Here is a 12,821-nt window from a genome sequence, read left to right on the forward strand (position 1 = left end):
ACCGGCTAGTTAAAATTTCTCCGCTATAATTAAAACAAAAAAGCACAGGTGAAGTATGAAAAAGAATTTATTATCCGGCACCTTTTGGCTTTCGTCAGCGAATTTACTTTGCAAGGTTCTAGGCATTATTTATTTAATTCCTTGGCTGATGATGATGGGCTCAAAGGACGCCGAAGTGCGGGCACAAGCCCTATACAATGTCGCTTATTTACCCTATGCGCTGTTTTTAACCTTAGGCACAGCCGGTTTTCCCAGCGGTATTGCTAAAAAGATCGCTGCTGAAAAAGAGAATCCGCAAAATGTCCAGCTGCTGTTTAAAAGTTCATTAGGTATCATGGAAGGAATTGGAGTCATTTCCGCTATTTTGATGTTCATTTTCGCACCACTGTTGAGTCAGATTAGTCCGGTCAGCAATTTGCAGGAGGCAACCTGGGCCATTCGCAGCCTATGTCCTTCGTTAATGGTGATTCCAATTTTGAGTGCTTTGCGAGGGTATTTCCAAGGGGTCAGTGATGTGATTCCCTACAGCTTGTCCAACGTAATCGAACAGCTGGTGCGAGTGATCGTAATTTTGGCGGGGACCTTTTATCTGCGAGTGCTGACTGACGGCAGTATTTTATCCGCGGTGGTGATTAGTACGCTGGCTTCCTGCTTCGGGGGTCTGGTAAGTATCGCCTATTTAATGTTTGTGGGGAAACGCAAAGACTATTTCCGTCTGCGATTTTTTGTTTTCCGACCTAGCACACTGCTGCAGGAGCAACGTCCGCTGGTGATATCAGTAATCCGCGAATCACTGCCATTTATCTATGTCGCTTCCGCAATTTCTATCGCACAGCTGATTGATCAGGTTACCTTAAAGGGGATCTTGTATTATTTGACCCATCAACTTAGCCTGGGGCAAACGGAAGTCCTCTTTACTCAAGCCGCGGCGAACCCTAACAAATTGACGGCAGTGTTGATTACCATCATCGGCTCGATTTCAGTGACCTCTTTGCCGTTGTTAACCAGTCTGCGCTCGCAAAAGGATTTGCTGGTAGGAATTTCTGATGTGTTGCGCCTAGCTTTGACTTTCTTACTGCCGGCAACCATTGGGATGTTCATTCTGGCACAACCAATGTATACGATCCTTTTTGGCTATGATCCGGCGACGACTGGATATATGCGATTAGCGATTGTAACTACGGCTGTTTTAAGCATCAGTTCAATCTTATTGGCGATTATGCAGGCTATCGGAATGCATCGGGCAGCTATCACTTTAGTGACAAAAGCCTTAGCTATTAAGCTGCTGCTGCAATTTCCCTTGGTCTGGTTGACTCGCGGCTATGGTCTGAACCTGGCAACGGGTGCAGCTTTTCTAGTAATTACTTTGCAAGGCTATCGCAAAATTTGTTCTCATTATGAAATCCAACCGCTGCATTATGTTCGAAACTACGTGAAGCAGCTGATCTTTGCGGCTGGCGTGATGACGCTGCTTTGCGGTGTTGCTTATCTTTTGCTTGCCCAGCTGATTCAAGTAGACACACGTATGGGCGCCTTGCTAATTAGTGTGTTAATTGCTGGTTTAGGCAGCGGTATTTATGTATTAGCCGGTTTGCCAAGGCAGGTTCAGAAGGTAAAGAATCGTTTGCTTTCGCATTTGTAGAAATTACTAGCGAACTTAAAAACAATACCTATCAAAAAGAAGACAATTCCTTGTATACTAATGATAGAAAAAGAAGGGAAGGTAAATTATGCCAACTTGTAAAGAAACCCGCGCGGTCCAAACGCATTTAATCATGTACTCTCAAATGAATATGCACAAGACTCTTTATGGCGGTCAGTTAATGCACTGGTTAGATGAAACAGCCGGTATTGCAGCTGCTCGGTTTGCTAGAACCAGCTTAGTAACCGCCTCATTGGATCAACTAGATTTTCTGCAGCCGTTATATGAAGGCCATTCTGTTTGTTTGGAAGCCTATGTGTCTGGTGCCGGAAAACGTTCGATGGAAGTGTTTGTAAAGGTGATTGGAGAAGATTTATTGAAAAGTGAGCGCTATCTAGCAGCTACTAGTTTCTTAACCTTCACCAGCCTTGATCGCAGGATTGAATTGCCAGATATTACTCCTGAGACCGCCGAAGAAAAATATATCTGTGCCGGCTACGCTGCTCGTCGTGCTTCCCGTAAAGAAAAGCGGACAGAAAGCATTGAACTGGCGAAACATGTAAATACCGAACTTCCTTGGTAAGCAAAAGCAACAGCCTCTTTTCAGTCTAGAGGCGGTTGCTTTTATTTATAACTATTTCGGTTCTTCAATGCTGGCTGGGTCAATGCCTAACGCTTCAGCCATATCTTCGTTTACGTAGAAAGCTAAGTCTCTAGCACTTTCAACCGGCATCGTTTGCGGTTCAGCTTCGCCATCTAAAATCTTCGCAGCCATTTCCCCGGTTTGTTTACCTAAAGAAACATAATCCACTCCTAAGGTAACCAATCCGCCTTCTTTTACTTGATTCACAGAACCAGCAACTAATGGAATTTTATGCTGTTTAACTACTTCACCAACCACGGTAGCGGCACTGGCGAAAGTACTGTCAGTTGGGATATAAATGGCGTCTACTTCGCTGGCTACTGACTCAGTTGCCTGCTGTACATCATTAGTGCTGGTAGCATTGCGTACCATAATTTCTAGTCCAAGCTCTTCTAAATATTCAGTCGCAACATCAATTTGAATTTGTGAATTCACTTCACCGGCATTGTAAAGCAGGCCGACTTTTTTCGCATCAGGTGTTACTGATAAAAGCAAATCAATTTGTTTTGTAATAGGTGACAGGTTAGTGGTCCCTGACATATTAGTTCCCGGTTCTTCATAAGTTTTCACTAGTTTTGCTGCTTTCAAGTCAGTCACTGCTGTTACCAGTGCTGGAATATCTGTCGTGCCATTAGCAATTGATTGTCCTGCTGGCGTGCCGATTCCCAGCAACAAGTCAGGCTGATCCTTGATTAATTTTTCACTCATACTTTTTAGGTTGTCTTGATTATTTTGGGCATTTTGGTAAGCAATTTCTAAGTTTTCCCCTTCAACATAGCCGTTTTCAGCCAAGCCTTCTTTGAAACCTTCGTAAGCCTCGTCGAAAGAACCATGCTGTACTGTCTGTAAGACACCAACCTTTTTCACCGATTCATCCGAACTAGCATCGCCTTGTCCACAAGCACCTAACATCAATAAACTAACTAAACCTAATCCTACCAATACATTCTTTTTCATTTTTACATTCTCCTTTTCCATAAAAAAATCATCCACTCAGTAAACTAAGTGGATGATGGGAATACGAGAATAGAATTCTTCAGCCACTTCGATTACTTCTACGTGGCTGGTGGTACGTCAAAATACTTTAGCCATCATAGATAGATACAAAACGTAGGTCGTTTGCATCCATCTTGATGAATACAAACCTATCTAAAAAAGCTAAAGAAAAAGCTGTTATTCAGTTGTGAGTGATTTCTGTTCATCATAAGGATGACCTCCAACTTCTAATTGATGATTAGTATACACTGAGAAAAATGAGATGTAAATAAGAAATTTAAACTTTTTTCGATTTTTCGTAAGAAATCCCTTCGAATTTTGACTTTCCACTCGATTTTCAGTAAAATAAGAACGTACGTTCGCATTAAATAAGGAGAGATTCGATGGAACTGACAAGAAAGATAGAGATTTTAGCCGAATCAGCGAAATATGATGTGTCCTGTTCCAGCAGCGGGGTTACCAAGAATACCCGCGAAGGATCCGTCGGCAGCACCGCTGTTTCCGGCATTTGCCATTCATTTACCCCTGATGGCCGCTGTGTGTCGTTGTTGAAGCTGCTATTCACTAATGCGTGCATCTTCGATTGCCACTATTGCATCAACCGCAAATCAAACGCGATTCCTCGGGCCACCTTCACGCCTCAAGAAGTCGCCGATTTGACGATGGATTTTTATATACGCAACTATATAGAAGGATTGTTTCTAAGCTCAGCGATTATCAAAAATGTTGATTACACCTGTGAGCTGCTGATCAAAACCTTGAAAATCCTGCGGCAGGAAAAAGGGTTTCGCGGCTATATCCATGTCAAAGCCATTCCTGGTGCCGACGAGAAATTAATCGAAGAGCTGGGTTTTCTGGCTGACCGGATGAGTGTTAATGTGGAGCTGCCCTCCAGAGAGAGCTTGAAATTATTAGCACCCGACAAAGATCCTTATGCCTTATATAAACCCATGAAGCAGATCACCACTAAGAAAAAAGAAGAAGCTCTCTTACCGGCGATTAAAAAAGGCCCCAGCTTTGTCCCAGCCGGTCAGTCGACTCAAATGATTATCGGGGCCAGTCCAGAAAGTGACCGATCGATTGTCAAAATTGCCGAGAATTTGTATCAACGCTATGAGTTAAAACGGGTCTATTATTCTGCCTATATTCCTGTCAATCAGGACTCGTTGCTGCCGGCGATTACTACAGAACCGCCGCTACTGCGGGAGCATCGTTTATATCAAGCCGACTGGTTGATGCGCTTTTACCGTTTTTCAGCTGACGAAATTTTGTCGGATGAAAAGCCGAATTTTAATTTATACTTAGATCCGAAAGCAAACTGGGCGGTCCAAAATTACCACCTTTTTCCGATAGATGTTCAAACAGCTTCTTATGATATGTTGCTGCGGGTGCCAGGAATCGGCCCAAAAAGCGCCCAGAATATCGTAAAGGCTCGAAAATACTATCGACTCCATTTAAGTGATTTGAAGAAGCTGGGGATCGTCATTAAGCGAGCACAGTATTTTATCGCCTGCAATCACGAAACACCTGCCGGCTTAATCCGTGATCCAGAATGGGTGATTACGTCGCTGATTTCCTCCAAGCAATACCAGACCTTGAAACAGCTTAATACCCAGAGCAAAGCCGAGCAGCTGTCCTTGTTTGATGTTGAGCGATTCGAACATGCTCAAGAAAGCAGGTGAGAACATGCGAGAGGTTCCAGAGACTTGGGAGTACGACGGCAGCTTTTACGGCTTTCTTTGTTTGGTGGATCGTGCTTTTTCACAAAAAGTCTTTCCAACACTTATCCTAACGCCAGAAACGGCTTTGGAAAGCCTGTTTCTAGGGGATTTGATAGAGACCGATGAAGCCAGAGCGCACAAAATCTATCGTCGCTTGCAGCAGCGTTTGACGCCTGAAAATCTCCGCTTTATTCAAACGGGCTTTTACGCAACGCTAGTGAATAAAGAACGTTGTCTGTTGGATACGATCGAAATTGCCTTAGGTACAAAGGATTCATTGGAGAATTTTATCGGCCATCCATCTGTTTTACCTGTCAAAAAAAGCATTAAAACTTTGTTAGGGGAGGTTCATCTATTTACTGGTTTTGTTCGTTTTGAATATGTAGGAAAAATATTGTTCAGCAAAATCGCCCCTAAGCATTATTCACTGCCTTTTTTATGCCCGCATTTTGTTGAACGTTATTTTAATGAGCAAATGATGATTTATGATGAGACCCATCGTCTGTTGGCCCTGATCGATCATGGTCAAGTAACCTTAATCGAAGACAGCGAGTGCCCGGAAATCAAAGCAACAGATGAAGAGCAAGAAATTCAAGACCAATGGCGCGCCTTTCTTGGAGCGGTCACCATCAAGGAACGGATCAATCCCCGGGTGCAGATGGGACATTTGCCATTGCGCTTTCGGGGAAATATGGTGGAGTTTGAATAGGTGTCTTATGTATAGAAAGAAAAAGTGTCTCGTTGTTTATCCCATAACAGGTAAACAGCGAGACGCTTTTTAGAGTTTAAAGCAGCTTATCGAACAACAACTGCAAATTTTTTCAAATTGTAGCTGGCTTCAAATTTTGCTCCAGCAACCCAATACTTGCCGCCATTTGGATCTGATACATGGTACGTGTTGTTGCTTTCATTAAATCCATCCAAAGTCAAGATGTGGGCATTATCTATCCCAGTTCCCCAGAAATACTTGCCATATTTAGGACTATCCAAGTTTAAAGTCACATAAACAACAACGGGGTTACCATTTTTAAGTTCTTGTTTTAAAGTCCCCACCGATGAATTTGAAATATTGGCTACTTTTCCGTAACGACTACCCCAACTTGCTAATGGTGCGGGAAAAATAGATTGGTAGACATCCTCCATAATTCTATCTGGACGCCCAGCAAAGCCATTGTTAGGATTGTTATCGCTAGCTAGCGGCATTTCTTTAATAAAGGAATTTAAATTGTAATTCTTAGCATAGCCTTTCAACTGTAATGCTTGTAGCAAAGCAGCAGCTTCACAGCCCATCGGCATGCCGGCTGTGTTTTGATTAATATAAGGAGCATTAAGCAAAGCATAGTCGCTTACAGAAGTTGCTCCACCAACTGCATACCAAGCAATGCCCTCATAGCGCCAACCAACTCGTTGCAGATTATCCCTTTCTGCTCCGTTTAATGTATAGTGATGGGAACCCGCTTTTGCATTAGGATTATATAGTCGATACAAGGGTAGTCCGTCAGACGGTGAATACCAGCTAATTCCTTCATCGCGCCAACCAACCCCCTTTAAATGATCTCTTTCGTTGGCATCTAAAGTATAATGGTGATCTCCTGCATTAGGGTTGTACAACCGATAAACGGGTTGTCCGCCTTCCGGAGCCGACCAGCCGACACCTTCATAATTCCAGCCGGCATTTACAGTAATGTCTCGCTCAATACCGTTTGCGGTATAGAAATGTTCCCCGCTGTTAGGATTATACAGCCGATACATTGGGATGCTTGCTGCTTTCGTTTGAACTGTTGAAAAAGTGGCCGGAGTCATTGCTGGCGCCACTTCAGAAGGCTCAACTGCAGCTTCTTGCGGTTCTGTCGCTGCTGATGTGACAGCAGGGGAAACTTCTGGGACAACATCAACTGAATCATCCAATTCGTTTGTATCTGAAGCTTGAACCTCAGATGTCATTGTGTCAGAAGATACCGTAGTCTCTTCGACTGCGAAACCATTTACGCTGCCCAAAAAGGTTGAAGCAAGAATGGTTGTACAAAATAACAAGCTAACACTTTTTTTCATTAGTATATACTCCTCCATATCCATTAAAATCTAATATATAATTCGTTAGTAATTTCTTTTATTCTATCACTAGCAACTAAAATATACTACAAGAATAGTTTTTATTTTGAGTTAAAAAGTTATCGCTGGGAGTGGGCAAATTTCTTTGACAAAAATGATTCATGTAGTTTAGAATTTGATTAAGATAATAATTGTTTTTATCAAATTCGGAGGTGGCACAATGAATTTTAGGCAGGATAAGAAGAATAACAAGAAATATTTGCTAATCGTAGCAGGACTATTATTTTCAACGACATTATACGAGCAAAAAAGTGATACAGCGTTTGCTTCGGAGCTGGGAAATGAAGCAGTAGTAGTAGAAAACTCTGCAAATAATACAGCAGCAATTATGGAAGCGCCTCCTGGAGTGGTGGATAGTAGCCAAGAGAGCGTCAACAGTGAAGAACCAGCAATTACTGTACCATCTGATACAATAGAATCTGAAGACCCCCCAGCTCCACAACTACCTGAAAAACCAGATAATTCTTCGGAAAATGAAGTGCCTGTTGTGGAGGATGAGCAAGACAGTCAAAACGAAGAGGCTGCTGTAGAAGAGGAAGACATTCAAAATGAGGACTCGGCGGTAGAGAAGGAAGATACTCCAAGTGAACTTCCTGCTGTAGAAGAGGAGCAGTCAAAAGACAAAACAGAAAGCAGCCAAGCGGCAGATACGGCTGTTATTCCTGATAAAAAGCAAACCGCTCCCGCTGCACAAGCACCGGTGAAGAAAGCAGAACCGCAAAAAGCAGCAGTAAAAGCAGCCGAATTACCAACGAAAGCTCGAGCAGCAGCACCGAAAGCACCGGTGCAGGATGTACCAATCTTTAGAATTTACAACCCGAACTCTGGCGAGCATTTTTATACGATGAACGGCTATGAACGAGATATGCTTAGCCGGATTGGTTGGCGTTACGAAGGGATTGGCTGGCGGTCAGTATTATCTGGCATCGAAGTCTTCCGGCTATACAATCCTAATTCTGGCGAACACTTCTATACAATGAATGGTAATGAACGGGACAATTTGAAAGGGCACGGCTGGCGCTACGAAGGAATTGGTTGGCACACGCTAGGCGATGGCATGCCGGTTTACCGCGTGTACAACCCTAATGGCGGGGTGGGCGCACACCATTACACCGTAAACGGCAATGAACGAGATCATTTAACTAGTGTCGGCTGGCGTTATGAGGGAATTGGCTGGTACAGCACTCCGTTCCAACCAGAAAGTGTAGTGCAATGGGCTTCTGGATTTTTCGGAATTACGCGAGATCAAATTGTCAATGAATTGAGTAAACATGAAAATGACCGTTACTATTTGTATACACCATTTAGAGGCCTTACTGCTAATGCAAGTACTTCAATGAGTCCGAACGGAGACCCGAATGGCAGCGGACCGGGCATGAACTGTACCGGCTTTATCGCAAGTGTTATCCAAAGAGCTGGCGGTAATTTAGGTGCCATTACGAATGTGGCAAATGCTTGGGGCGGTGTAGGAAATGGCTATAACTGGCGAGATGCACTGACTAAAAATGTACAATATGAAACTTACGGCTCGGTAAGTTCATTATTACAAAGCGGATTAGCTAAAAAAGGTGACATTTTGTATTTTGAGCCTGATTATTCTCAACCAGGTTATGATTGCCACCTAGGCTTTTTCTGGGGAAATACACCAAATCACGACAGAATATGGCACAGTACCTTCCCGCATAATAACATGTCTAATATTAAATCGATGACACCTTGGACGAAAATATACTTGTTCCGTCAAGGTTAATATCAGGCCAATTGATCTCTGCATCTAGAGATCAATTGGCCTGTTTTGTGTCAAAAAATACCACTTTAGCTGAGAGTTTTACTGCTTAATCCTTCCTAATGCAATTTCCACGAAAATTTTGCCGACTGATGATATGATTGGAACGAAAGAAAGGAAGAGAGCAATGAAAAAATGGAAAAAAATCCTGCTGATTGTTTTAATTGGCATTGTAGTTATTGCTGTCGGCGGAGTTGCATATCTGCAAACCCAGACATATCCGCCGGCAAGACCTGCGGAACAAACTGCTCAAAGGGCAGAAGAAAGCAGTGATTGGCTGTACTTCCCATCAGAGGACCAAAGCAAGCCTATAGTCATTTTTTATCCAGGCGCACTAGTGGACCCAGAGAGCTACAGTGTATGGGCTGAAAGTCTGGCACAGTCAGGTTATCCGGTATACGTGCTAAAAATGCCCTTGGATTTAGCAGTTTTGGCGCCTAACCGTGCAGAAAAGGTATTGGAAGAGCAGCCTGAACGCTCTTATGTGGTTGGCGGTCATTCGTTAGGCGGTGTTATGGCCAGCCGTTTTGCTGCTGAAAATGCCGAACATTTAAAGGGTGTGTTCTTTTTAGCTAGTTATCCAGATGAAAAAGGCAGTCTAGCGAATAAAGAAGTACCAGTTCTTTCCTTAACAGCAGAAAACGACCAAGTTTTGAATCAAGCAGCTTATAAAGAATCTAAACAAGAACTTCCTGAGAATGCAGAATATCAAGAAATTGCAGGCGGCAACCATGCCGGATTTGGCGCATATGGTCCGCAAAAAGGTGATGGGGAATCTACAATTGATGATCAAAATCAACAGGTAGCTGACCGCTTGCTGGCTTGGCTAGAAAACGATGTAAAATAAGAAAAAGGGCTGATCATTTTCAAGTGATCGGCTTTTTTAGTATCTTTTTGGGCTGTATACTTTTACTTATCAAGTGATAAGTTATAAAATGATTAAAGGAGGAGAATGTCGATGAAAAAGGTAATAGTAATAGGTGCAGGTGTTGCAGGACTGACCGCCGCTGTCAGGTTGCAAAAATTAGGTTATGAGGTTCATTTATACGAAAAAGACAGCCAGGTAGGCGGAAAAATGAATCAGATTAAAAAGGAAGGATTCACTTTTGATGTAGGACCGACGATCGTTATGATGCCGGATATCTATCAAGAGGTGTTTGAATTTTGCGGAAAAGACCCCGAGGATTATATTCCAATGGAAAAAATTGATCCTATGTTGAAGCTGTATTTTTCTGACGATGATCCCTTAGTCTTTTCATCTGATTTGGTTGCGTTGACGAAGACGCTGGAAAGTATATCTGAAGAAGATGCGCAAGGCTATTTTGCCTTTTTAGCTGATATTTATAAGCGTTATTTGATTGCTAAAGACGCATTTATCACGCGCTCATTTCGTTCTTTCTGGGATTTTTACAATCCAAAATCATTGTTAAATGGCTTGAAATTAAAAACATTTGGCGACGCCTACAGCTCAATTTCCAAGTTTGTAAAAGATGATCGTCTGCGGAAATCGCTGGCATTTCAAACGTTGTATATCGGAATTTCGCCTTACCAAGGGCCTTCCTTGTACACAATCATCCCGATGATTGAGTTATTTTATGGGGTGTATTTTATGAAGGGCGGCATGTACACCTTGGCTCAAGGACTGGAGCGCTTGTTCAAGGAAATGGGCGGCCAGATTTATTGTGATACCGAAGTGCAAGAAATTCTGATCGAAAATAAAGAAGCTGTCGGAATTAGAGTCAACAACGAGCGGATTTTAGCGGATGCGGTGGTTTGTGGCGCAGATTTCCCTTATGCCATGAAGCATTTATTGCCAAATGAAAAAGATCGCGGCAAATATACGGATCAAAAAATTGAGAAGATGGAATACTCTTGTTCTTGCTTCTTGCTTTATCTTGGACTTGATAAAAAATATGATGTAGAAGCCCTTCATTCCATTCATTTTGCCAAAGATTTCGAGAAAAACATTACCGATATTTTTGATCAAGGTGTTTTGCCGGATGATCCTTCCTACTATTTATATGTACCGAGTTTGCTGGATCAATCTATGGCTAGAGAAGGACATGAGGCTCTATATGTCTTAATTCCGGTTCCAGAATTATCTAAGTTTGACGATTGGACCGACGAAACGATTCAGCAGTATCGCAATCATGTGATTCAAAAAATTAAAGAGGAAACCGTGTTTACCGATTTAGATGAACACATTGTTTTTGAAGAACATTATGCGCCAACGGACTTTGCTGGTAATTTTAATGCCTATCATGGGGCAACCTTTGGCTTAAAACCAACCTTAAAGCAAAGTAATTACTATCGCCCTCACAATAAATTTGACTATGCAGACCGGTTGTATTTCTGCGGCAGCAGTACACATCCGGGGGCTGGGGTACCAATTGTTATGCAAAGTGCGAAGTTAGCAGTAGAGGAGCTGGTTGTCGATGACCAATAAACTTGCGACGGATTTTATTCGCCACCAAGCGGATTTTGATTATTGCGAACGCATCATTGAGCACCATTCCAAAAGCTTTTATGCGGCTTTTTCCCGTTTACCGGAGCAAAAAGCCATGAGTGTTTATGCGATTTACGCTTTTTGTCGTCGGGCCGATGATGCTATTGACGTGGAGAAGAATCCGGAAAAACTGGCAGAGCTGAAAGCGCAGCTGGGAGCTTTTCAAAAAGGCGATCATCCGGATGAACCTTTATGGCGGGCGTTGGCAGTCGTATTCAAGCATTATCCGCTGGATATTCAAGCCTTTTACGATATGCTGGAGGGCCAGCGCCGCGATATCAAATTTCAACAGCCGGCTACTCAGCAGGAGCTGGAAGAATACAGCTATTACGTTGCTGGCTCTGTTGGCTTAATGCTACTGCCGCTGTTATCGCAAAACTGGGAAAAAATCATCGAAGAGGCTAAACAATTGGGTGAAGCCATGCAAATCACCAATATTTTACGGGACATTGGTGAAGATGAAGCACAAGGCCGCATCTATTTGCCAAAAGATAAAATGGCTGAATATGGCGTAACTCCTGAAGACTTGAAACAGCACCGACAAACAGCTGAGTTTGCCCAGTTATGGGAATACGAAGCGCAGCGGGCCGAAGCCAGCTATCAAAAAGGATTGACTATGATGCCTTGGATTGATGAAGATTGTCGGACGCCATTATTAGCAGCATGTTATTTTTATCGAGAAATATTGGAGGTGGTTCGAGAGAATGACTACCAAGTCTTCACCCAAAAGCACGCAGTAAAGCAGGCAAGAAAGCTGCGTATCTTTCAGGCTATCCGCAAAGAATTGGCCAAAATCGACCAGCAAAAGGAGTCGGTTCGGCGATGAATAAGACCATGTACCAAAAAATTTTAGATACAGCGGAAAGTCTATTTATGAATCAAGGATACGAAGCTACCTCTACCCGCCAAATCGCTGAAGCATTGGGGATTACTCAGCCGAATATCTATTATCATTTTAAGAAGAAGGAAGATATTTATGTAGCGGTCATGCGGGAATTGGCTGATGAAGTCGGAAGCCAGCTGCAAGAGATTGCTAAGGAAAATGGATCAACTTTGACAGAAAAGCTGACGGAAATGATGGTGTATCTGCAACAAAGGCATCCCTTTGATTTCTACATGATGATGCATGACATGCACTACGCCCTTTCCAAGGAGTCTTCCCAGGAGCTGTACCTTTTGTGGCAGCAGTCTTATGAGGCACCTTTTGTTGATGTGCTAAAAAAAGAAGACGTATTTTTGCGTTCAGGGGTCCAGGCTGAGCTGGCAGTCAAACAATTGTTCATTTTGCTGGCGGCTTATCTGCAGCCGGATACATACGACAAGCAGGGAAATTCTTTTCCTGCAGCGATTGATATGTTTTTGTATGGAATCGTGAAAAAGTAAGCTGAGCGCCGATGGAGGGGTTCAGCTTCTTT

The 12,821-nt window shown here is 42.9% G+C and carries 11 protein-coding genes; 9 read left to right on the forward strand and 2 right to left on the reverse strand.

Features of this window, described 5'->3' with window-relative positions; genetic code table 11:
- The first annotated feature begins 55 nt into the window (after window positions 1-55).
- Both JZO70_RS16350 and JZO70_RS16355 read left to right on the forward strand, forming a co-directional pair.
- Window positions 56-1,642, forward strand: a complete 1,587-nt coding sequence (locus JZO70_RS16350; RefSeq protein ID WP_207674744.1) for a polysaccharide biosynthesis protein — start codon at window positions 56-58, stop codon at window positions 1,640-1,642.
- Between the two features lie 88 nt (window positions 1,643-1,730).
- Window positions 1,731-2,225, forward strand: a complete 495-nt coding sequence (locus JZO70_RS16355; protein ID WP_207674745.1) for an acyl-CoA thioesterase — start codon at window positions 1,731-1,733, stop codon at window positions 2,223-2,225.
- Between the two features lie 51 nt (window positions 2,226-2,276).
- Here the strand turns inward: JZO70_RS16355 and JZO70_RS16360 are convergent, their stop codons facing one another.
- Window positions 2,277-3,242: an ABC transporter substrate-binding protein gene (locus JZO70_RS16360; protein WP_207674746.1), complete on the reverse strand. Its 966-nt coding sequence runs from the start codon at window positions 3,240-3,242 to the stop codon at window positions 2,277-2,279.
- A 422-nt stretch (window positions 3,243-3,664) separates the two neighbouring features.
- On the opposite strand from JZO70_RS16360, the gene JZO70_RS16365 reads away from it, so the two are divergent.
- Both JZO70_RS16365 and JZO70_RS16370 read left to right on the forward strand, forming a co-directional pair.
- Window positions 3,665-4,963, forward strand: coding sequence for a putative DNA modification/repair radical SAM protein (locus JZO70_RS16365; protein WP_207674747.1), 1,299 nt, complete (start codon window positions 3,665-3,667; stop codon window positions 4,961-4,963).
- Window positions 4,964-4,967: 4 nt separating this feature from the next.
- Entirely contained in the window at window positions 4,968-5,711 is a 744-nt protein-coding gene (locus JZO70_RS16370; protein WP_207674748.1) for a TIGR03915 family putative DNA repair protein, read from the forward strand.
- Window positions 5,712-5,797: 86 nt separating this feature from the next.
- Here the strand turns inward: JZO70_RS16370 and JZO70_RS16375 are convergent, their stop codons facing one another.
- Window positions 5,798-7,054, reverse strand: coding sequence for a C39 family peptidase (locus JZO70_RS16375; protein WP_207674749.1), 1,257 nt, complete (start codon window positions 7,052-7,054; stop codon window positions 5,798-5,800).
- Window positions 7,055-7,274: 220 nt separating this feature from the next.
- Between JZO70_RS16375 and JZO70_RS16380 the strand changes: the two genes are divergently transcribed.
- The 5 genes from JZO70_RS16380 (at window position 7,275) to JZO70_RS16400 (ending at window position 12,789) form a co-directional block, all read left to right on the forward strand.
- Entirely contained in the window at window positions 7,275-8,864 is a 1,590-nt protein-coding gene (locus JZO70_RS16380) for a hypothetical protein (protein WP_207674750.1), read from the forward strand.
- Window positions 8,865-9,027: 163 nt separating this feature from the next.
- Window positions 9,028-9,747, forward strand: coding sequence for an alpha/beta family hydrolase (locus tag JZO70_RS16385; protein ID WP_207674751.1), 720 nt, complete (start codon window positions 9,028-9,030; stop codon window positions 9,745-9,747).
- A gap of 111 nt (window positions 9,748-9,858) precedes the next feature.
- The gene (locus tag JZO70_RS16390; RefSeq protein WP_207674752.1) at window positions 9,859-11,346 is read left to right on the forward strand and encodes a phytoene desaturase family protein; all 1,488 of its coding nucleotides are present in this window, start codon (window positions 9,859-9,861) and stop codon (window positions 11,344-11,346) included.
- On the forward strand, window positions 11,336-12,232 hold the full coding sequence (locus JZO70_RS16395; RefSeq protein WP_207674753.1) for a phytoene/squalene synthase family protein: 897 nt from the start codon (window positions 11,336-11,338) through the stop codon (window positions 12,230-12,232). The genes JZO70_RS16390 and JZO70_RS16395 overlap by 11 nt, the downstream gene beginning before the upstream one ends.
- Window positions 12,233-12,240: 8 nt before the next feature.
- Complete coding sequence (locus JZO70_RS16400) at window positions 12,241-12,789, forward strand: TetR/AcrR family transcriptional regulator (RefSeq protein ID WP_207674812.1); 549 nt, start codon at window positions 12,241-12,243, stop codon at window positions 12,787-12,789.
- Window positions 12,790-12,821 lie beyond the last annotated feature (32 nt).

It is taken from the genome of Candidatus Enterococcus moelleringii, assembly GCF_017377575.1.
Taxonomy (GTDB): domain Bacteria; phylum Bacillota; class Bacilli; order Lactobacillales; family Enterococcaceae; genus Enterococcus_A; species Enterococcus_A moelleringii.

Coding starts and splice junctions, on each gene's coding strand:
- JZO70_RS16350 (WP_207674744.1), top strand. CDS start 56: ATGAAAAAGAATTTATTATCCGGCACCTTTTGGCTTTCGTCAGCGAAT.
- JZO70_RS16355 (WP_207674745.1), top strand. CDS start 1,731: ATGCCAACTTGTAAAGAAACCCGCGCGGTCCAAACGCATTTAATCATG.
- JZO70_RS16360 (WP_207674746.1), bottom strand. CDS start 3,242: ATGAAAAAGAATGTATTGGTAGGATTAGGTTTAGTTAGTTTATTGATG.
- JZO70_RS16365 (WP_207674747.1), top strand. CDS start 3,665: ATGGAACTGACAAGAAAGATAGAGATTTTAGCCGAATCAGCGAAATAT.
- JZO70_RS16370 (WP_207674748.1), top strand. CDS start 4,968: ATGCGAGAGGTTCCAGAGACTTGGGAGTACGACGGCAGCTTTTACGGC.
- JZO70_RS16375 (WP_207674749.1), bottom strand. CDS start 7,054: ATGAAAAAAAGTGTTAGCTTGTTATTTTGTACAACCATTCTTGCTTCA.
- JZO70_RS16380 (WP_207674750.1), top strand. CDS start 7,275: ATGAATTTTAGGCAGGATAAGAAGAATAACAAGAAATATTTGCTAATC.
- JZO70_RS16385 (WP_207674751.1), top strand. CDS start 9,028: ATGAAAAAATGGAAAAAAATCCTGCTGATTGTTTTAATTGGCATTGTA.
- JZO70_RS16390 (WP_207674752.1), top strand. CDS start 9,859: ATGAAAAAGGTAATAGTAATAGGTGCAGGTGTTGCAGGACTGACCGCC.
- JZO70_RS16395 (WP_207674753.1), top strand. CDS start 11,336: ATGACCAATAAACTTGCGACGGATTTTATTCGCCACCAAGCGGATTTT.
- JZO70_RS16400 (WP_207674812.1), top strand. CDS start 12,241: ATGTACCAAAAAATTTTAGATACAGCGGAAAGTCTATTTATGAATCAA.